Source organism: Pseudomonas crudilactis, from assembly GCF_013433315.1.
Lineage (GTDB): Bacteria > Pseudomonadota > Gammaproteobacteria > Pseudomonadales > Pseudomonadaceae > Aquipseudomonas > Aquipseudomonas crudilactis.
This window is the reverse complement of the sequence record NZ_WXVV01000003.1, coordinates 96,133-116,834: the sequence shown is the minus strand read 5'-3', so window position 1 is coordinate 116,834 and position 20,702 is coordinate 96,133. Positions and strand designations below refer to the sequence as shown.

The window sequence follows — 20,702 nt, the reverse complement described above, 5'->3', positions numbered from 1 at the left end:
CAAATATTTCCACTGACACACCGCTATCGCGAGCAGGCTCACTCCTACAGTTTGATCTGCGTTAATCCAGTGGCATTACCGTGACGCGCACTTCCGGGTCGTGATTGCCGCCACCCAGAATCACCCCACGCAACGGCGACACATCGGAAAAATCCCGCCCCCACGCCAGCGTGATGTGTTCCAGCGCCGGCTGCACATTGTTGGTCGGATCAAAATCCACCCAGCCCAGTACCGGGCAAAACACCGACACCCAGGCATGCGAAGCATCGGCGCCGATCAAGCGCGGCTGCCCTGGTGGTGGCTGGGTCAGCAAATAACCACTGATGTAGCGCGCTGCCAGCCCTCGCGAGCGCACGCACGCCAGCATCAAGTGCGCGAAGTCCTGACAGACCCCGCGCCGCCGCTCCAGCACTTCCACCAGCGGGGTCGCCACCTGAGTCGCCTCGGCATCAAAAGTGAATTCGCTGAAGATCTTCTGCATCAAGTCCTGCACGCCCAACAGCAACGGACTGCCCGGCGGAAAACAGCTTTGCGAGAACTCGACGAAGCTGCGCTTCAAATGCACGTACGGTGACTGGAACCGGTAGCGACAGGCCTCGAGCAACTCAGCGGACAACGGCTGGCTGCTGTAGGTGAGTGCATCGCGGGTCAATTCCCAGGCCGGCGACTGATTGAAATCCAGCGCCGGCCGCGCCAGCACCTCAACGGTGAGCCGGGCGTTGACCTGCAATTCATCGTGAGGCCGTTCGAAGGCCAGCCGGGTCAACGGATTGCCGAACACATCCAGCTCATCGCGGCGTGCTGTCGGATCCGGGCTGATCAGCAACTGCTGTTCGGTGCAGCGCTGCCATTCGCATTCACGCGGCCACAAGTGCGCCAGTTGCTGCGCCAGGGACACCGGGCTGTCGTAGTGATAACAGGTGTCGTGGAGGATCTGGTAGCGAGCATTCATCAAACGGACACCGTGCGCTGGCTGACGTCATCGACATGGGCGAAATGGCGCAGGGCCAGACGATCCGACACCTGCCCGCTGGCCTCGGCAATGTCTTGCAGCAGATCGGCCAGACCATTCAGAGCGGCTCGTACGCTGGACTCACCGAATAGTGGATTCTCCAGACATCCCAGATCGAACCGCGCCAGACGCTCGACCAATTGCGGTAGTCCGGCCTCCCGTGGCGCAGCAAAATCATCGTTCAAACGTTTCAAGGTGCGGGTCACCAGTTTCAACTGAAACAACACCGCGTGCGGGTTCTGCTCATCGAGCAGCAACAGGTCGAGCACCGGAATCAATTGCGCCACCGCCAGATAACGCGAACGGTAGGTGATGCTGCTGTTGCCCAGTTCCAGCAACCACTCCAGGCCCGCCTGATCGAACGCCCCGGCGCCGCGCAGAAAGGCCGCCAGACTGCTGCTGAGAAATTGCAGACGCTCGATACGCCGGCCAATCATCAGAAAGCGCCAGCCTTCGTCGCGGGTCATGTCGTCCAGGGCAAACCCGGACAGCGCCGCCAGCGACATCACCAGCCGGTTGAGGAAGTCCAGCAGTTCGCCGAAGTCGGGTTCGTCGGTGTCCAGCTCCATCGCCTCGCGTTGCAACTCCACCAGCGCCTGCCAGTTCTCCCGTGAAAGCTTGCCACGCACCTGCGAGGCCGCCCACTGCAAACGCTGCAGGTTGGCGCGCAGGCTGAACGACCAGTCGTCGCCCAGCAGTGCCGCCAGCAGACGCTCCGGCAGTTCACCCTCGTCCGGCAGCAGCGTCAGTCGCTCGCCGAGGTCGACAGCGGCCTGCAACGCTTGCGGGTCGTCGCCGTCGACATAACGCGCGAGCATGATGCGCAGCAACCGCGCACTGTCATCACAGCGCTCGCAGTAACGACCGAACCAGAACAGGTTTTCCACCACCCGTGACGGCAGATACGGATCGCGCCGCACCAGATCATGGACCCCAACGTTGCGCTGACTCTTCCACTGCTCACCGCTGGGAGGGCGATCACCCAGTACCCAAGTGTCTTTGCTTGCCCCACCACGCTGCATCGACACCACTTCGGCATCGGCCTCGGCCGCCACCCGGGTCAGACCACCCGGAAGCACGCGGTAATCGTCAGCACCGGCCACGGCGTACATGCGCATACCGATCGCCCGTGGTTGCAGTTGACCGTTTTCCGCCTGCCAGATCGGCGCCTGGGACAGCTGAGCCAATTCTTGCGCGACATAGGCATAGGGCCGTGCCTGCATGCGCTCGGCGAGTGCCTGACGCTGTTTTTCACTCAGATCACGGCCGAAAACCGGCGCGAAGCTTTGTGAGGGAAACGCCGGTTTGATCAGCAGTTCGGGAAGTTTTTCCAGGGCTTGCGCCAAGACTGGCGCCTCACCACACCACCACGTCGCGATCGACGGCAAAATCAGCTCTTCACCAAACAGGTATTGGTTGATCTTCGGCAGAAAGCCCAACAACCCCGGCGACTCCAGCACGCCGCTACCCAGCGCATTGCCGACCAGGACTCGACCTTGGCGCACCGCCTCAAGCAACCCGGGAACGCCGAGTGCCGAGTCCGTGCGCAACTCCAGCGGATCGCAGAAATCATCATCGAGCCTGCGCATGACCGCGTGCACCCGACGCAGGCCGCTCAGGGTTTTCAGGTAGACCGTGGCATCGCGCACCGTCAGGTCACCACCCTCGACCAGCGGATAACCGAGCTGGCGAGCCAGATACAGATGTTCAAAATAACTTTCATTGAAGCGCCCCGGTGTGAGCAGCACCACCAGCGGCGCGTCATCGTCACACGGCGCCTGTCGCGCGAGGGTCTCCTGCAACGTACGGAAGAAGCCGGCCAGATGCTGCACCTTCAGATCCCGATACAACTCGGGAAAGGCGCGCGACACGATGGTGCGGTTTTCCAGGGCATAACCGGCGCCCGACGGCGCTTGGGTGCGATCGGCGGTCACCCACCAGCGCCCATCCGGCGTACGCGCCAGATCGACTGCATACAGGTGCAGAAACGTCGCTTCCGGCGGCGCAACATGCTGACACGGCCAGAGAAAATTGTTGTGGCCGAAGACCAGCTCTGCAGGTAACAGACCTTCGCTGATCAGCCGTTGCGGCCCGTACAAATCAGCCAGCACAGCATTGAGCAATCGCGCACGTTGGGCGATACCTGCCGACAGTTGCTGCCATTCATCCGCAGCAATCACATGCGGCAGCAGATCCAGCTCCCAAGGTCGATCAGCGCCCTTGGGATCGGCATAGACGTTATAGGTAACACCGTTTTCCTGAATCTGCCGCGCCAGCAAGGCCTGTCGCTGCAGCAGTTGCGCCGGGGTGCTGCGCTGCAACTGATCGAACAGCCGCCGCCAGTGCGGGCGCACCGCGCCACTGCTGTCGAGCAGTTCGTGATAAGTGCCCGCCGTCAGCGGGTAGCGGTCTAGCAGGTCAGGCATGGAAAGCTCGGCAGACAGCAGGGAACGGTCAGACTAACGCAGGCACATGACGTGCGGATAGACGAAAAATCCGCGTGTCGCGTAGGCCTTAGAAACATCGTAAATCGATTGTCATCGGTAGCTCGTCACTGATTTCCACATTCGGTATAGGAAGTTTCCCCGGCGTGTGTCCGACGCGGAAAAACCGTGCCATCCGCCGGCTCTCCGCTTCGTTGGCGTTGACCGGCAACGTCTCGTAATTGCGCCCGCCCGGATGGGCAACGTGGTACTGACAACCGCCCAGGGAACGGCCCATCCAGGTGTCGAGCAAGTCGAACACCAGCGGTGCATGCACGGGTATGGTCGGTTGCAGGCAGTTGGCCGGTTGCCAGGCGCGATAACGCACGCCCGCGACAAACTCGCCAACCCGCCCGGTCGGGTGCAACGGCACCGCGACGCCATTACAGGTCAGCAGATAGCGCTGCGGCGGCAGTCCTTTGAGTTTGACCTGCAGACGCTCAAGCGATGAATCGACATAACGCACCGTGCCGCCCGCCGCGCCCTCCTCGCCCAGCACATGCCACGGCTCCAGCGCCTGACGCAGTTCCAGTTCGATGCCGTTGACGGCGTAATCGCCGACCTTGGGAAAACGAAACTCCTGGTGCGCGGCAAACCATTCCGCGCGCAGCGGGTAACCAGCGTTGTTGAGCTCGACGATGACGTCAGCGAAATCCTGCTCGATAAAGTGCGGCAGCAGGAAACGATCGTGCAGTTCGGTGCCCCAGCGCGCCAGTTTCGGCGGCGCATAAGGTTCGCGCCAGAACCGTGCGACCAGTGCCCGCAGCAACAACTGTTGCGCCAGACTCATGCGCGCGTGGGGTGGCATTTCAAAGGCGCGCAGTTCCAGCAAGCCGAGACGCCCGGTGGCGCCATCCGGCGAATAGAGTTTGTCGATGCAGAACTCGGCACGGTGGGTGTTGCCGGTGACGTCGATCAGCAAATTGCGCAGCAGTCGATCGACCAGCCACGGTGCGCATTCCTCACCCGGCTCGGGCATCTGCGCGAAGGCGATTTCCAGTTCGTACAGGGCGTCATTGCGCGCCTCATCGACACGCGGCGCCTGAGACGTCGGGCCGATGAACAGTCCAGAGAACAGATACGACAATGACGGATGGTTATGCCAGTAACTGATCAGGCTCCGCAGCAGATCCGGGCGGCGCAGAAACGGTGAATCAGCCGGCGTCGCCCCACCGAGAACGAAATGGTTGCCGCCGCCGGTGCCGGTGTGACGGCCGTCGATCATGAATTTTTCGGTGGTCAGGCGGGTCTGGCGCGCCTCTTCATAGAGAAATTCGGTACGTTCGACTAATTCGTCCCAGGTCGCTGACGGCTGCACATTGACCTCGATCACACCGGGATCGGGGGTGATGCGGAAATTGCTCAGACGCGGATCGCTCGGCGGCTCGTAGCCTTCGAGCAACACCGGGCAATGCAGTTCTTCAGCCGTCGCCTCGATAGCTGCCACCAGTTCCAGATAATCCTCAACCTGCTCCAGCGGCGGCATGAACAGGTACAAACGCCCCTCGCGCGCCTCGGCACAGAATGCGGTGCGGGTGAGCCAGTCGGCGGATTCGTCGATTTTCGGCGCGCGTTCGTCAGCCGCGGCAGGTTCGCCATGACTGTTGAGCTGCGCGGTTTCCGGCAGCTCAGGGAAGTCCTGATTCTGATCCTGAGGATGAATGAACGGATACTCCGCGGCCTTCACCCACGGCTGCGACCCCAACGGCAGGCGATAGCCCAACGGCGAATCCCCCGGCACCAGTCGGCAATGTTCGTCACGCAGGTACCAGCGCCCGCTCTGCCATTGATCACCCTTGGCGGTGCGCGCCAGCGGCAACACCTGGCCGATTACCTTGTTCAGGCCCTGACTGAAGACCTTGCGCAGGCGTGCGCGCTCAAGAGGTTCCTCAAGACGTGAATCTTCGGCGCTGACATTGCTCGGCAACGTGCCCTCGCGCCAGAGGTAGTAGAAGTTATCCTCGTAGGCCGGGAAGACAAAACGCGTAGGCAATTTCAAGCGCTCGGCGACACTGGCCAGAAAGCGCCCGGCCAGTTCACCGTCGGCGCCGTAATCCTGTTGTTCGTCGGCAATCAGCGCGTCGTTGTGCCAGATCGGCACACCATCACGGCGCCAGTAGCAATTGAGCGACCAACGCGGCAGTTGCTCGCCGGGATACCACTTGCCCTGGCCGAAATGCACCAGGCCTTGCGGCGCGTAATGCTTGCGCATGCGCTGGAACAGTTCGGCGGACAGTCGTCGTTTGTCTGCGCCCAGCGCGGCGGTGTTCCATTCGGCGCCATCCGGATCATCGATGGAGACGAAGGTCGGCTCGCCGCCCATGGTCAAGCGCACATCATCCGCCAGCAGGTCGGCATCGATCTGCCGCCCCAGCGCCTGAATCGACAGCCACTGCTCATCGGTGTAGGGCTTGGTGACGCGCGGCGCCTCCCAGATCCGTTCGACCGACATTTCGTGGCTGAACTCACATTCGCAAGGCTCGACCAAGCCACTGATCGGCGCCGCTGAAGACGGATCGGGACTACAGGCCAGCGGGATATGTCCTTCACCGGCAAACAGCCCTGACGTCGCATCCAGACCGATCCAGCCGGCACCCGGCAAATACACTTCGCACCAGGCGTGCAGGTCGGTGAAATCCACTTCGGTGCCGGACGGGCCATCGAGGCTTTTCACATCGGCGGTCAGTTGAATCAGGTAGCCGGAGACGAATCGTGCCGCCAAACCGAGGTTGCGCAGCAATTGCACCAGCAGCCACGCCGAGTCGCGGCAGGAACCGGAGGCGTGTTCGAGGGTGTGCTCCGGAGTTTGCACACCCGGTTCCATGCGAATCAGGTAACCGATGTCTTCGCTCAGGCGCTGATTGAGCGCTACGAGGAAATCCACCGCCGGCAGCGGTGTGCGGTCGATGGCGTCCAGATAGTCTTTGAATTTCGGCGTCAGCGGCAGTGTTTCGAGGTACGGCGCCAGTTCCTTGCGTTCATCGGCGGCGTAGGCGAAAGGGATTTTCTCGGCGTAGGGTTCGAGGAAGAAATCGAATGGATTGAACACGGCCATTTCGGCGAGCAGATCGACTTCGATGCGCAGCTCATTGGTTTTCTCGGGGAACACCAATCGGGCGAGGTAGTTGCCCTGCGGATCCTGCTGCCAGTTGATGAAATGCTGCTCGGGCGAGACTTTCAGCGCATACGACAAAATCCGCGTGCGGCTGTGGGCAGCCGGGCGCAGGCGAACGATCTGCGGGCCGAGTTCGACAGCGCGGTCGTAGCGGTAATGCGTGACGTGATGCAATGCGACATGAATCGACACGGCGTGCCTCCTGCGAGCCTAAGCGTATTCGAAAGCGCGCAAGACTTATGCCATGCAGAGGGCTCGGGCGCTTTCCCGGAATGCTTAGGGCAGTACAGCACCAAAATCGGGCGATGCGGGGAAATGGTTTGGGCTGATTGCACGTAAATGTTGCGAAGAGCCCCTCACCCTAGCCCTCTCCCAGAGGGAGAGGGGACTGACCGAGGTGAATGTTAGAGATACGCCGACTTGAAAGTCTTGAGTCGAACTCAGATCTTGAAAAGCATGAAGATCTGCTCCCTTCCCCCTCGCCCCCCATGGGGGAGAGGGCTGGGGTGAGGGGGATGGATCTTGCGGCCCACATAAATCCAACGGCAGAAATGCAAAACGCCAACCCGAAGGTTGGCGTTCTGTTCAGCTCAAGCGATGTTTAGCGCGGTACGACCGGCTTGCGGGTCGGCTTCGGCCCTTTGCCTTTCGCGGCGTCTTTACGCTCTTTGGCTGCCTGCTGGTTGCGGGCAAACGCCGCCGCCTTGGCCTGTTCACGCTTGTCCCAAGGATTACCACCATCACTGGCACGTGGCGGCAAACCGGTGTGCTGGGTGAGGATCTTGGTGGTCTTCTCTTTGCCTTCCTTCGCCACTTTATGGCTGCCGGCTGGCGTCGAGTTCTTGCGACGGGCGCTCTGGTAGCTGTCGGTGGCCGGTTGATGAGTCGGGATCAACTGATCCTTGCCCGAACCGATCAGATCACCACGGCCCATGCGGATCAACGCTTCACGCAGCATTGGCCAGCCTTTCGGGTCGTGATAACGCAAGAACGCCTTGTGCAGACGACGCTGCTCTTCGCTCTTGACGATGGTCACGCCGTCACTCTTGTAAGTGACCTTGCGCAGCGGGTTCTTGCCCGAATGGTACATCGCAGTGGCGGTGGCCATCGGCGACGGGTAGAACGCCTGCACCTGGTCGGCGCGGAAGCCGTTGCCCTTGAGCCACAGCGCGAGGTTCATCATGTCTTCGTCGGTGGTGCCCGGGTGCGCAGCGATGAAGTACGGAATCAGGTACTGCTCTTTGCCCGCTTCCTTGGTGTACTTCTCGAACATGCGCTTGAACTTGTCATAGCTGCCGATGCCCGGTTTCATCATCTGGTTGAGCGGACCTTCCTCGGTGTGTTCCGGGGCGATCTTCAGGTAACCACCGACGTGATGGGTCACCAGCTCTTTGACGTATTCCGGCGACTCGACCGCGAGGTCGTAACGCAGGCCGGAGGCGATCAGAATCTTCTTCACACCCGGCAAGGCACGGGCGCTGCGGTACAGCTGAATCAGCGACGAGTGGTCGGTGTTGAGGTTCGGGCAGATGCCCGGGAACACGCAGGACGGCTTGCGGCACGCGGATTCGATTTCCGGTGTTTTGCAGGCGATGCGGTACATGTTCGCAGTCGGGCCGCCGAGGTCGGAAATGACGCCGGTGAAGCCCGGCACCTTGTCGCGGATCTCTTCGATTTCGCGAATGATCGACTCTTCGGAACGGTTCTGGATGATCCGGCCTTCGTGCTCGGTGATCGAGCAGAAGGTGCAGCCACCGAAGCAGCCACGCATGATGTTCACCGAGAAACGGATCATGTCGTAGGCCGGGATCTTCTCTTTGCCGTACGCCGGGTGCGGAACACGGGCGTAAGGCATGCCGAACACGTAGTCCATTTCTTCAGTGGTCATCGGAATCGGCGGCGGGTTGAACCAGACGTCGACTTCGCCGTGCTTCTGCACCAGCGCGCGGGCGTTGCCCGGGTTGGTTTCGAGGTGCAGCACGCGGTTGGCGTGGGCATACAGAACGGCGTCGCCACGCACCTTTTCAACCGACGGCAGGCGAATCACGGTCTTGTCGCGGGTCATGCGCGGGCTGGCCAGAATCTGTACGACCTTGGCTTCCTGCGGATCTTCAACCGGGCCTTTTTCCTGCTCGATGGCGCAGGCCTGGGTGTCCTGGGTATTCACGTACGGGTTGATGATCTTGTCGACCTTGCCCGGACGGTCGATACGCGTCGAATCGACTTCATACCAGTCTTTCGGCGTATCACGACGGATGAACGCAGTGCCGCGCACGTCGGTGATGTCTTCGATCTTGTGGCCGTAGGACAGACGCTGAGCGACCTCGACAATCGCACGTTCGGCGTTGCCGTACAGCAGAATGTCGGCGCTGGCGTCGATCAGGATCGAGTTACGCACACGATCCTGCCAGTAGTCATAGTGCGCAATGCGGCGCAGGGAAGCTTCGATGCCGCCAAGGACGATCGGTACATGCTTGTAGGCTTCCTTGCAGCGCTGACTGTAAACCAGGCTCGCGCGATCCGGACGCTTGCCGGCCATACCGCCTGGCGTGTAAGCGTCATCGGAACGGATTTTCTTGTCCGCGGTGTAGCGATTGATCATCGAGTCCATGTTGCCCGCTGCAACGCCGAAGAACAGGTTCGGCTCGCCGAGCTTCATGAAGTCGTCTTTGGACTGCCAGTTCGGCTGCGCAATGATCCCGACGCGGAATCCCTGAGACTCCAGCAGCCGGCCAATGATCGCCATGCCGAACGACGGGTGATCGACGTAGGCATCACCGGTAACAATGATGATGTCGCACGAATCCCAGCCAAGCTGATCCATCTCCTCCCTGCTCATCGGCAGGAATGGCGCTGGCCCGAAACATTCGGCCCAATATTTTGGATAGTCAAATAACGGCTTGGCTGCTTGCATGTCGACGACCGGTGTTGAAGTGAAAAATCGCGGGCGCGGAATATAGCACAAATTTTGACCAATTCCGACGGCAATGGTCGGTTTCTAGTGACAACCCGCTCTGCGCACTTCGAGCAGAAAATCTCCGGTGACTTTCAACCCGCCAGACAGCGGCAATGACGCTGAATGCCTTGCAGTACTCGATGAACGGGTGCTGCAGCCGCCACTTTTTCAAGGATGAAGAAACATGGCAGTAAAACCGCCTCGCAATGGCACCGCCTACGTGGACGTGGACGTCCATATCCGCTCGAATCGACCGGTGGACGGCGACACAAAGACATCAGATACGCCGGGCCGCAAAGGCCTCGATCCGTGGCTTCATGGCGAAACCCCGAAACCGCGGACCCCGCCACCCGGCGTTAAAGACCTCGATGCGATCCTGCCAGCAGCGACTGTCATGATTCGCCCGACCCCAGCCCCCGCTGAAGTCCGTCTCGTCACCGATCAGCCGCTAAAGCATTACTGGGTCAGTACCACGGCAAAACTGCCGCCTGCCGACAGCGAAGGATTCAGGGTGTACAACAAACGGCTGTACGTCGACGTCCCCGATGGCGGCATCGTTCTGGTCGCAGTGCAGCCGGACACGGGACTGTACCGGGCCCGGCTATCGAGCGAACTGCACCCCTCTGGGCCGCTGCTATTACGCGACGTCGACAGTGGCGTCTGGCACCCACTCAATGATGTTGACGCCGGCAACGTCCCGCCCACCGACGCAAGCCTTCAGCCGTTTCGCACTGATCTGGATTTGCGCACAGCCGAGCCCGGCAGCGATGGTTTGTTTCGCCACGACGGCAAGCTCTACGTGATCATCCACAACCACGCGTATCAGGCGATGCAAGATCTCGACGCGTCGAGCCCGGCGCACAAGGTGTGGCGTATTGTTAACCCAAAGGATCCGGTGGCCAACGACAGCGCGAACATCTACCGCGCCAGTCGCAGCGGTAAAACCCGGGCGATCACTCGCAACGAGGCAAACGTCTGGGTCTCCGTGCTTACGGGGCTGAGGGGTGGCATGCCCCGCAATGACTCGACGCAGGCCAAAATGGCCCTCCTGATGCAACGCTATGAACCCTTCCAGAATGCCCACACCGCCCTGATCGAATCATCCACGCAGTACGACGCCCTCTGGAGTCGAGCCCGACAACAGGCGGATGGCCCCGCCAGGACCGCGGCCCTGGTCGCCGTTGAAGTGCATTTGCTCAAGCACATCAGAAAACAAACGGCTTTTGTTCAGTCGCTCGTCGACAACAAGGACTGGATGACCATCCTCAAGGCAGGCGGGCTATTCAAGGAAGAACTGCACACCTTCCGGATAGAGCGCGTCGAATACCTCAACAGGCTCATGGCCGTCATGGACCTCAGAACCAGGCCTGAGGTGACAGACATGAGTGCCGACAATTGCAGGAAAATCATCACTCACCTGAACAAGAAACTGAAGATTCTCGACGAGCGCCAGGTGGTGATGGAGCAAATCAGAAAAGCGTCTCCCGGAGCGGCCGCGCAACTGACTGAACTCGGCCGGCAGGTACCCGCAGCGGATCGCATCAACTTCAACAAACTGGCGCTTTATGTGCACCTGTTTGCCGACACTCCCGACCAGCCGCCTGACACGACCATGCCCTCGCTATCAGCCCTCGACCTGATTACCGGGGATCTGGGCAATGTTCCAGAGCGCGAGCATCCCATGGCGCTGCTGCTGGCTATTGATCAGTTGAAAGGAGACCGGAGCCGCTTTGAGATGCTGCTGAGCTCGCAAAGCCCGAGGAGCCAATACCTTGAGGAGATCATTGCTCTGATCGATCCGATCGAGAAGAAAATCGAAGGCAAACTGACTGAAATACTTGACGTTTCGATGCGCCGATCCGATCTGCCGAGCCTCGATCAGGACATTGATTTCGACTTCATTCCGACGCAACCGGTCTACGCCGATACAAGCCGTCCCGCCCCCGCCAAGAAAATGTTCCGAACCCGTCAGCACGGCACTTACAGGGTACTGGTCGGGGAGACTGAAACCGCCCCGGACGGGAGCATCATCATCAAGGTTCCCGATCCGTTGCGGCCCGATTCGCCGCCCAGGCGCTACGAAAAAAGACAAGACGAGTGGCTGCCGGTGCTCCCGCCGATTGTCCGCGTACCACGCTCGCAACTGGTCGGCGAGGCAATCCGGTTACTGGCCAGCCATGAGAATCACATGCTCGATGCGAGCGCCCAGGAAGCCAGAAAAACCAACCCGACAGAGATCATCGAAAGTCTGGGCAAGGAAAGCGATTTGCTCAACGAGCAGGCCAGACGGCTGGAGAACCACGCAAGCGAGGGCGAAGATAGAGGGATCATCGATTTGGCCGCACGCCTGCGAACCGCAGCCGACTCATTGACCAGCCAAGGGCAAGAGATTCTGGTGCGGATGTACAAGAACAAAGACGTGCTGGACATCATGCGCCTGAATTATCTGCTGGATCGCGCCGAGCTCAATGTGAGCAAGACCGTTGATCGCAAGGCGTTGGGCAAAGGCAAGGACAAGTCATTCCTCGACGTTTACGCCATCTCTGATCGCGCTGACGGCGGACCGTTGTGGCAAGCCCACTTCCACTATGACAAGCAGGACAGCCACCCGCTGAATTTCACTATCAAGGGCAGCCACCTGAAAACCCTGGAACAGAGCAAACGCGGGATCGAGTCGCAGCGCCGCGATGAACTGGCCGGTCTGGTGCATGTGCCGATCTGGCGAGAGAGGTTCGATGGCAAAACAGCGCACAAGATATTCACATTGGCAGACAACGCCGCAGTGCTTGCCGAGTAAACGGCCACGCCCGAGCACCGCGCTTGCGACCCTGTGACAACCACCAGGCAATGACGCCGAACGCTGTCGGCGCCCGTTCGCGGGCCCTGATAGCAAACCTGCAAGGAAGAAAAAATGTCACCACGACTGCCTTTCAAAGGCACCGTTGAAAGCCCCGTACGACCGACCCGGCAAGAATCGGAAACAGTAAGGTCCGAGACACCACCGCATGTCGATTTCGGCCCATCGAGCTCACGAGGAACACTGAACCGTGAAGGTCTCGGCAGACCCGCGAGCGACGCCAGCCTCGATAGCATCGCGCCAATACCGGCGGTAACGATCAGTGAGTCAGCGCCACCAATAGCCGCGATCACGCGTGAGCAATGGCCACTGGAACATTACTGGATTGCCACCCCCGCTGACCTGCAAGGTCCAAATGCCGAGGGTTTCCGGGTGCACAGGGGGCGACGTTACGTCGATGTCCCCAACGGCGGCACGGTGCTTGTCGGAGTCGACACGCTGACCCGACAGTATCGAGCCCGCTTATCAATCGATCTGGAAGCGCTCGGCCCGGTGCTGCTGCGTGACACCGAAAGCGGGCTCTGGCACCCACAGGAACGCCCCCAACCCGCCCCGTCTACGTCGGCCACGCCAAGCAATCGTGGATTGCCCCGGCCCGGTGACGGGCACGTACGCCCTGCTCATCGACAATTGGCAGACCGGGTTGCCGCCATCATCAATCGGCTGCGCAGTCCACACGCTCGCGCAAAGAGGCTGTTCCGCGCCATGAGTGAGGAACAGATTGGCGCTTACATCCGCTCGCTGGGCAGCGACATCGAAGGCGGGTTGAGTCGACGCGAAACCGAATACAAAACGCTCAAGCATCAACTGACGCTCTGGAGCACCGAATCATCTTCGACGCCAGCAATAGCAAAAGACTGGGCAGAACACGTCACCCAGGAAATAAAACGCTGCTTTCGCCGAGAGACCGGGACATCATTGAAGCTTGCGCCTGGCAGCGGCCCCCTGCCGGCATTGCAGGCTGATTTCAGCCATGTCCGGGAACTGTCTCTGGACTCCATCACCTGGACGCCCGCAGCCGACACTTTTCTCAGCGGATTCTCGCGCCTGGAGCAATTGACGGTCACCCGCGCCACGCTGGATAAACTGCCGGCAGCGGTCGCGCAGATGGGCAACTTGAGAACGTTGGATTTGAGCGCCAACCGGATCCGGCTGGACACACCAACCGCAGTTGCATTCACGTCCCTCAGCAATCTTGAAACCATCAACCTGTCGAACAATCCGCTGAGCATGACGCCCGACTTCAGCGCGCTGACCGGGTTGAAAGTGTTAAACCTGAGCAATTCGCAACTGGATCAGTGGCCAACAGGTTTGCGCCACCAGACCGGTCTGCAAATCGTCGACTTGCGCAATAACCAACTGCAGGAAGTACCCCAGACGCTGCTCAATCCCCCCGCCGCGCAGCTCGAGGCCACCGTCAGACTTAACGGCGTCACCCTTATTGAGGGCAACGCCTTTGCTCCCGGCTATTGGAAAACCCTGGAACTGTATTGGCGCCGCCTCGCTGCGGATCATCCTGCATTGTCTGGCTCTGCTCATCCACAGGGTCTCAGGCTGGTCGAAAATATTCCCGAGCTGACCGCGGTGCAGCGGATGTACCCGGGCAAGGATGCGCAAGCGGCGAAGGATTACGTTCTGCAATTGGGAGATCAGGAACTGACTCGCCGCCTGCAGGATTTCGACCTGCTTGAAACGCAGCTGGAAGATTATGTCGCCGGCCATCAATACCAGGGCTCCATCGACGCGGCCACAGCAAGACGATGGGCACCGCAACGTGTCGCCAGAATCATCAAGGCCTGCTGGCTACGGGAGTCGGGGGAAATGCTCAGACTTCCGCCCGGCAGTGGACCACTGCCCGCCCTGACGGCGGATTTCAGTCATGTCCGGATGCTCGATCTGCAAGAAATGAACTGGTCGGATAGCGGCGACACCTTCCTGGCCAACTTTACCAACCTGGAAAGCCTGTCCATCAACCGTTCCAATCTTCAAAAGCTTCCAGCCAGCGTGAACGATATGAACAAGCTGACCCGACTGGATCTGAGCGCCAACAATCTTGAGCTGGATGCGCAAAGTGCTGCAGCACTGAGCACCCTGAGCCGGCTGCAGATCGTCAATCTTTCGCAGAACCCGCTGAAAACGTCCCCCGATTTCAGCGCCATGTCCGGGCTGACAAGCGTTGACTTGAACAGCACGGGAATCGATCAGTGGCCGACTGGCCTGCTGGGCAAAACTGCTTTGGCGGGCCTTGATTTGCGCAATAACCACTTGACGCAAGTGCCGCAGGCAAACATCAACCCCGCTCCCGAGCAATTGGCCTCGATCGCTCGAATCAACGGCGCTACGTTACTGGAGGGCAATGATTTTCCATCAGGTTACTGGAGAAAGTTCGACGGCTACTGGCGACGTGTGCACGTTGCGCACCCGCAACTGTTGGACGCTGCGCATCCCGCTGCTTTCGATAGCGACAACTCTCGAGCGCAGCGATATCGCCGCCTCTATCCGAACAAAAGCATCAAGGAGTGCAGAGAGTATTTGTGGAACCTTGACCAAGGCACTGCCGGTACAAGGCTGGCCAGCCTCGAACGAGAATTCACCACACTGAAAACCCATCTGGACGCGTGGGTTTTTTCGGGAGGTGGCAACCGTCAGGGTTATCTTCGCGCGAATCAGGTGTTAATCAACGCCGAGACTCGCAACGATCGCACCACGGCAAGCCAGCGGATCATCAGTTGCTGGCGACGTGAAACTCCGCAAAAACTGGCCAATGACAGGACCCCCATCGGACTTGAGCTGGACCTGCGCGGTCTGAGGCTGCAAAGCCTGCCGGATATCGACGCAGACTTCAGTCACGTCGGCTCGCTCAACCTGAGCAATATGGGCCTGAGCACATCGCCGGAAGGCTTTCTGACCCGTTTTCGCCACGTACGCTGGCTGGATCTTTCACGCAATCAACTGCGCGAATTGCCGCCCGCCGCTGGAGAAATGAACGGTCTGACCCGACTGTTTCTGCAGAACAACCAGATCGTCCTGACGGACGACACCGCCCGCGCTTTGTCAGAACGCACAACACTGCGAGCATTGTGGCTGCATGACAATCCACAATTGGCCATCGCCCCGGATTTCAGCCGGATAATCGACATGCGCTCAATCAATCTGGCCAACACAGGCATCGACACCTTTCCTGCCGGCATTGCCGATCAACCCCTATTGGATACCGTTAACCTGAGCAACAACCGGATCGAGGAAATCCCCGATCCCGTCATTGCCCCGCCGGACGAGCGACTTGCACACACGGCTCGCGTCAACAACGTGACCAACATCACCGACAATCCACTGTCGGCAGAGACACGTACCCGGCTGAACCATTACAACGACCGACTGATTGAGGCAGAGATGCCGCTGACCGGCCGGAACAACCTGCTCGACACGGCGGACGGCCACGCGCCTGTTGTGCGCCGAGTCACCACCGACAACCCAATGGCTCGCTGGACAGTCGGGATGCCAACCGATCTGCTGTCAACCCGAAGAGCCCAATGGCGAACACTGCGTAACCAGCAAGGCTCCGATGGGCTGTTCAATACCCTTGCCCGTCTGCTGCATGTTCCCGCCGGCCATAACGACCTTCAGCAACGGGTCTGGAAACTGATCGACAGCATTACCGAAAACAACCCGCAATCCGAACGCCTGCGCAGCGAATTGTTCGAACGGTCAGGCGAGGCAGCCTGCTGCGATCGGGCAGCCTTCACGTTCGCCAATCTGGAAACCCGGATGATGATGCATAACGCTCGCAGCCTGGCTCGGGATCAGGCACAAGGTCCGCAACTTACTGCATTGTCCAAGGCCTTGTTTCGCTTGCATGAGGTCGACAAAATCGCATCGGCGGACATTGCGCAACGAGAGGCGAGCATCCTCGAATCCAGGCAGGGCCAGGAGACTCAGGCGCTTCCAGCCCCGCATGTCTCAGAAGAAGTCGAAATCAGGCTTTTTTATCGCCACGGTCTGAAAGACCGTTTGCAACTGCCGGGGCAGCCCGAGCGAATGGGTTTCGGGCATCTGGTCAATGTGTCAAAAGCACAGATGGATGCCGCATACGAAAAAATCATCGCACTGGATAACTCGCCCGAAGAATTTCAGGCTCTGTTATCGAGAGAGTTCTGGCAGGAGTTTGTCATCCACAAATACCAATCGCAGTTCGAAGCTCAGCGTCAGCCGTTTCAGGACCGCCAGGCGACACTCGATGAGTCTTATGCTGCCAACGAACTATCGTTTGCCGAATACGACGCGCAATCCAGAGCGCTGCAAGCGCCGCTTGCGATCGAGGAAGCGGCCTTGATCGAAACGCTGACCCAGCTGGAACTGGCCGGGCATGCGACCCGCGACAACGTCGAAGAACCCGCGGGCGAAAGCACGTAACACAGCGCAAGAGCGGGTGTTGGCCGAATGACTTCGGCCAACACTCATTCGTCGTCGTCGAAGTTGTAGCTGCCGGGCGCTAGGTTTTCGAAACGGGTGTATTTGCCGATGAACGCCAGGCGGATAAAACCGATCGGGCCGTTACGCTGCTTGCCGATGATGATTTCGGCGATGCCCTTGTGTTCGGTTTCCGGGTGATACACCTCGTCGCGATAGACGAACATGATCACGTCGGCGTCCTGCTCGATCGCTCCGGATTCACGCAAGTCGGAGTTCACCGGACGCTTGTTGGGACGCTGTTCGAGGGAACGGTTGAGCTGCGACAGGGCGACTACCGGGCAGTTGAACTCCTTGGCCAGCGCTTTCAGAGATCGCGAGATCTCGGAAATTTCGTTGGTACGGTTGTCACCGCTGGAACCGGGGATCTGCATCAGTTGCAGGTAGTCGATCATGATCAGGCCGACGTCGCCGTGTTCACGCACCAGGCGCCGGGTCCGCGCACGCATTTCCGACGGGCTGATACCGGCGGTGTCATCGATGAACAGTTTGCGATCGTTGAGCAGGTTGACCGCTGAAGTCAGGCGCGGCCAGTCATCGTCTTCCAGTTGACCGGAACGCACTTTGGTCTGATCGATGCGCCCCAGCGAGGAGAGCATACGCATGATCAGCGATTCGCCTGGCATCTCGAGGGAGTACACCAGAACCGCCTTCTCGCTGCGCAACACAGCGTTTTCCACCAGGTTCATCGCAAAGGTGGTTTTACCCATCGACGGACGGCCGGCGACGATGATCAAGTCGGACGGCTGCAGGCCGCTGGTCTTCTCGTCGAGGTCGGTGTAGCCGGTGGACAAGCCAGTGATGGCGTTGTCAGTGTTGAACAAGGTGTCGATGCGGTCGATGGCCTTGGTCAGCAAATCGTTTACACCTACCGGGCCGCCGGTTTTAGGCCGGGCCTCGGCAATCTGGAAGATCTGCCGTTCGGCTTCGTCAAGAATCTCGGCGGCAGTACGACCTTCAGGGTTGAAGGCGCTGTCAGCGATCTCGGTGCTGATGCCGATCAACTGGCGCAAGGTCGCTCGTTCGCGAACGATCTGCGCATACGCCTTGATGTTGGCGACGGACGGCGTGTTTTTCGCCAGTTCGCCAAGGTAACCGAGACCGCCGACTTGCGAGGTCTGACCTTCCTTGTCCAATTGCTCGGCAAGGGTCACGACGTCGATCGGGGAGTTCTGATCGGCCAGTTTGGCGATCGCACGGAAAATCAGACGGTGGTCATGCCGATAGAAATCGCCGTCGGAGACTTGATCGAGCACGCGTTCCCAGGCGTTGTTGTCCAGCATCAGACCACCGAGTACAGCCTGTTCGGCTTCGATGGAATGCGGCGGCACCTTCAGGGCAGCGGTTTGCAGATCGTATTGCTCGGGAGCGGAGATATCGTTCATGGCCACTTGTGTTGTTTGGAAAAACAGGGAATTCAGAAAGACAAAGGGCACGACCTGTAAACAGGATCGTGCCCGATGTTAACCGTCTGACGGACAAGCCGCCAGCCGATCAGTGTTGCTTAAGCTGCTACCACGACAACGCGTACGGTGGCTTCAACTTCGGCGTGCAGGTGCACAGCCACGTCGAATTCACCCACGTTGCGGATGGTGCCGTTCGGCAGACGAACTTCGCTTTTCGCAACTTCAACGCCGGAGGCGGTCAGTGCGTCAGCAATGTCGTGAGTACCGATCGAACCGAACAGCTTGCCTTCGTCGCCAGCGGTGGCAGTGATGGTCACTTCCAGCTCGGCCAGTTGGGCAGCACGGCTTTCAGCCGATGCTTTACGGTCTGCGGCAGCTTTTTCCAGCTCAGCACGACGCTCTTCAAACGCAGCCAGGTTGGCAGCGGTTGCAGCGGTAGCTTTGCCGAAAGGCAGCAGGTAGTTACGGCCGTAACCGGCCTTAACGTTTACTTTGTCGCCCAGGTTGCCCAGGTTGGCGATTTTTTCCAGAAGGATCAGTTGCATGTGGAAATCCTCTTAACTTTTAACCTTCACCGTTCGCGTTATCGGTGTCTTTCGACACGTGACGACCGCGAAAATCAATCAGGCTGTCGACAATGGCCAAGACCACGAGCAACGGATAGATCAGCTGCATGAACAGCAGCAGCGTGACGTACAACCCCACCAGCCAGAAACCGGCCAGTCGCTTCTGCCCGACCAGCCCGTGAATCAGGGCAAGTCCGGCGAACACCAGCGGTACACTGCACAACGGCGTCAACATGGCCATCTGTGCACCGAGATTCGGGCCCAGAAGCATCAACGCCAGCAGTAACATCGCCGGCCGCAGCGGGATCCGGATGGCGCGAAACTCGCGACCAAAACCACCCGGGTTGTACAACAACGCCTGCCAATGCCGCCCGACAATCAGGCTCAGCACGCTGACGATCTGCAACAACGCCGCAATCAGTCCGGTCAGGACCGGTGCAATCAGGGACGCGAAACGCGCTTGCTCATCGACCGACAATTGCTTGTAGGTCTCACCGAGAAGCGCTGGCATGACCTTTATCAAGGCCTGCGCGAGCATCTCGATCTGGGCCGCAAACGCAGCCCCGAGCACCACTGAAAACACCACTCCAATCACTACGCTGACCAGCAGCGTGCGGACCCAGGACTCACTTGCGCGCAAAACCAACGCAAGTCCCGAAGACCCCAGCAGCACCAGAAGTGCGCGTGGATCATCGGCATACAGCCACCAGATCAATGCCGGCAGCAGCCCCAGAGACAGAACACCCAGGGCGTCCGTCAGTCCGCGCCGCAGCAGCACAAGGCTCCCCGCGGCAGCGCCCAACCAATACAACAACGGCAATGTTGCACATCCGGCCACCACGAGAGTGGCCTGCATACGGCCTCGCATGATGAACTCAGCTAAGGCACGCATGCATTCAATCCTTTGCTACTTGTCGACTGCCCGGTCTCAGCGGCCGTGGCTGTCGGTGTAGGCCAGCAGGGCCAGGAAGCGGGCGCGCTTGATAGCGGTGGCCAGCTGACGCTGATAACGAGCTTTGGTACCGGTGATGCGGCTTGGAACGATTTTGCCGGTCTCGGATACGTAAGCTTTCAGAGTGTTGAGATCTTTGTAATCGATCTCTTTCACGTCTTCAGCGGTGAAGCGGCAGAATTTACGACGACGGAAGAAACGTGCCATTTGATAGGCTCCTTAATAAGGTCCGTGGATTACTCGTCAGCGTTATCGCTGTTGTCGCTGTCATCACTATCGGTGCCTTCGGCGCCTTCGTGCTCAGGACGGTCGCGACGCTCACGGCGCTCACTGCGGTTTTCTTCAGCCTTGAGCATCTCGGACTGGCCAGTTACGGCTTCGTCGCGACGGATGACCAGGTTACGGATCACTGCATCGTTGTAGCGGAAGTTGTCTTCCAGCTCGGCCAGGGCCTTGCCAGTGCACTCAACGTTCAGCATCACGTAGTGAGCCTTGTGAACATTGTTGATTGCGTAGGCCAGTTGACGACGGCCCCAATCTTCCAGACGGTGGATTTTGCCGCCGTCTTCTTCGATCAGCTTGGTGTAACGCTCAACCATGCCGCCGACTTGCTCGCTCTGATCCGGGTGGACCAGAAAGATGATTTCGTAATGACGCATGAATGCTCCTTACGGGTTGTAGCCTGCCGCTCAAAAACGGTCAGACAAGGAGTGAATGACACTTATGGACTTGCTGGCGCGGGGCACATGCGTGCCTGCCGTCACAGCAAGGGGCGCAATTGTAGAGAAGGGACAGAAGAGGTGCAAGGCAATTGGTGATTATTTGAACAATCACTCAGTTATGCCACACCACAAAACACTGTGGGAGCGAGCTTGCTCGCGAATG

General features: G+C 59.5%; 11 protein-coding genes. 2 read left to right on the top strand and 9 right to left on the bottom strand.

What is annotated here, in order from left to right; translation table 11 throughout:
• Nucleotides 1-61: 61 nt before the first annotated feature.
• From GTU76_RS04970 to GTU76_RS04955, 4 genes are all read right to left on the bottom strand, one after another.
• A complete protein-coding gene (locus tag GTU76_RS04970; RefSeq protein WP_180698173.1) occupies nt 62-952 on the bottom strand; it encodes a transglutaminase family protein in 891 nt (296 codons plus the stop codon).
• Nucleotides 952-3,438, bottom strand: coding sequence for a circularly permuted type 2 ATP-grasp protein (locus GTU76_RS04965; protein WP_180698172.1), 2,487 nt, complete (start codon nt 3,436-3,438; stop codon nt 952-954). The genes GTU76_RS04970 and GTU76_RS04965 overlap by 1 nt, the downstream gene beginning before the upstream one ends.
• A gap of 88 nt (nt 3,439-3,526) precedes the next feature.
• Nucleotides 3,527-6,802, bottom strand: coding sequence for a transglutaminase family protein (locus tag GTU76_RS04960; RefSeq protein WP_180698171.1), 3,276 nt, complete (start codon nt 6,800-6,802; stop codon nt 3,527-3,529).
• Between the two features lie 409 nt (nt 6,803-7,211).
• Nucleotides 7,212-9,524, bottom strand: a complete 2,313-nt coding sequence (locus tag GTU76_RS04955) for a YgiQ family radical SAM protein (RefSeq protein WP_007915855.1) — start codon at nt 9,522-9,524, stop codon at nt 7,212-7,214.
• 226 nt (nt 9,525-9,750) lie between these two features.
• Between GTU76_RS04955 and GTU76_RS04950 the strand changes: the two genes are divergently transcribed.
• Nucleotides 9,751-12,363 carry a hypothetical protein gene (locus tag GTU76_RS04950; RefSeq protein ID WP_180698170.1) on the top strand — a complete coding sequence of 871 codons (2,613 nt, stop codon included), beginning with the start codon at nt 9,751-9,753 and terminating at the stop codon, nt 12,361-12,363.
• A 114-nt stretch (nt 12,364-12,477) separates the two neighbouring features.
• Nucleotides 12,478-16,836 carry an NEL-type E3 ubiquitin ligase domain-containing protein gene (locus GTU76_RS04945; RefSeq protein WP_246376008.1) on the top strand — a complete coding sequence of 1,453 codons (4,359 nt, stop codon included), beginning with the start codon at nt 12,478-12,480 and terminating at the stop codon, nt 16,834-16,836.
• A 44-nt stretch (nt 16,837-16,880) separates the two neighbouring features.
• On the opposite strand, the gene dnaB is transcribed toward GTU76_RS04945, so the two are convergent.
• The 5 genes from dnaB to rpsF all read right to left on the bottom strand — a co-directional run bounded on the left by dnaB (nt 16,881) and on the right by rpsF (nt 20,476).
• A complete protein-coding gene (dnaB, locus tag GTU76_RS04940; RefSeq protein WP_016983781.1) occupies nt 16,881-18,278 on the bottom strand; it encodes a replicative DNA helicase in 1,398 nt (465 codons plus the stop codon).
• Nucleotides 18,279-18,397: 119 nt separating this feature from the next.
• Entirely contained in the window at nt 18,398-18,844 is a 447-nt protein-coding gene (rplI, locus tag GTU76_RS04935; RefSeq protein WP_003186385.1) for a 50S ribosomal protein L9, read from the bottom strand.
• 19 nt (nt 18,845-18,863) lie between these two features.
• On the bottom strand, nt 18,864-19,757 hold the full coding sequence (locus GTU76_RS04930) for a hypothetical protein (RefSeq protein ID WP_180698169.1): 894 nt from the start codon (nt 19,755-19,757) through the stop codon (nt 18,864-18,866).
• Nucleotides 19,758-19,793: 36 nt separating this feature from the next.
• Complete coding sequence (gene rpsR / locus GTU76_RS04925) at nt 19,794-20,024, bottom strand: 30S ribosomal protein S18 (RefSeq protein ID WP_002551829.1); 231 nt, start codon at nt 20,022-20,024, stop codon at nt 19,794-19,796.
• Between the two features lie 29 nt (nt 20,025-20,053).
• Nucleotides 20,054-20,476, bottom strand: coding sequence for a 30S ribosomal protein S6 (gene rpsF, locus GTU76_RS04920; protein ID WP_016771938.1), 423 nt, complete (start codon nt 20,474-20,476; stop codon nt 20,054-20,056).
• Nucleotides 20,477-20,702 lie beyond the last annotated feature (226 nt).